At 57.4% G+C, this 324-nt stretch carries 1 rRNA gene; it reads right to left on the reverse strand.

Features of this window, described 5'->3' with window-relative positions:
- A 16S ribosomal RNA gene (locus tag ACTHSX_RS10550) occupies positions 1–324 on the reverse strand; the annotation flags it as partial.

Here is a 324-nt window from a genome sequence, read left to right on the forward strand (position 1 = left end):
TCTCCCAAACTCCAGCACGCCAGTCCCAAGTGCAGTTCCCAGGTTGAGCCCGGGGCTTTCACACCTGGCTTAACGCGCCGCCTACGCACGCTTTACGCCCAGTAATTCCGATTAACGCTCGCACCCTCCGTATTACCGCGGCTGCTGGCACGGAGTTAGCCGGTGCTTCTTCTATGGGTAATGTCAATACGGGGGGTATTGGCCCCCGCTTTTTCCTCCCCATTGAAAGTGCTTTACAACCCTCAGGCCTTCTTCACACACGCGGTATTGCTGGATCAGGCTTCCGCCCATTGTCCAATATTCCCCACTGCTGCCTCCCGTAGG

The sequence above is a fragment of the Neisseria sp. P0014.S002 genome (assembly GCF_051958295.1).
Lineage (GTDB): Bacteria > Pseudomonadota > Gammaproteobacteria > Burkholderiales > Neisseriaceae > Neisseria > Neisseria flavescens_B.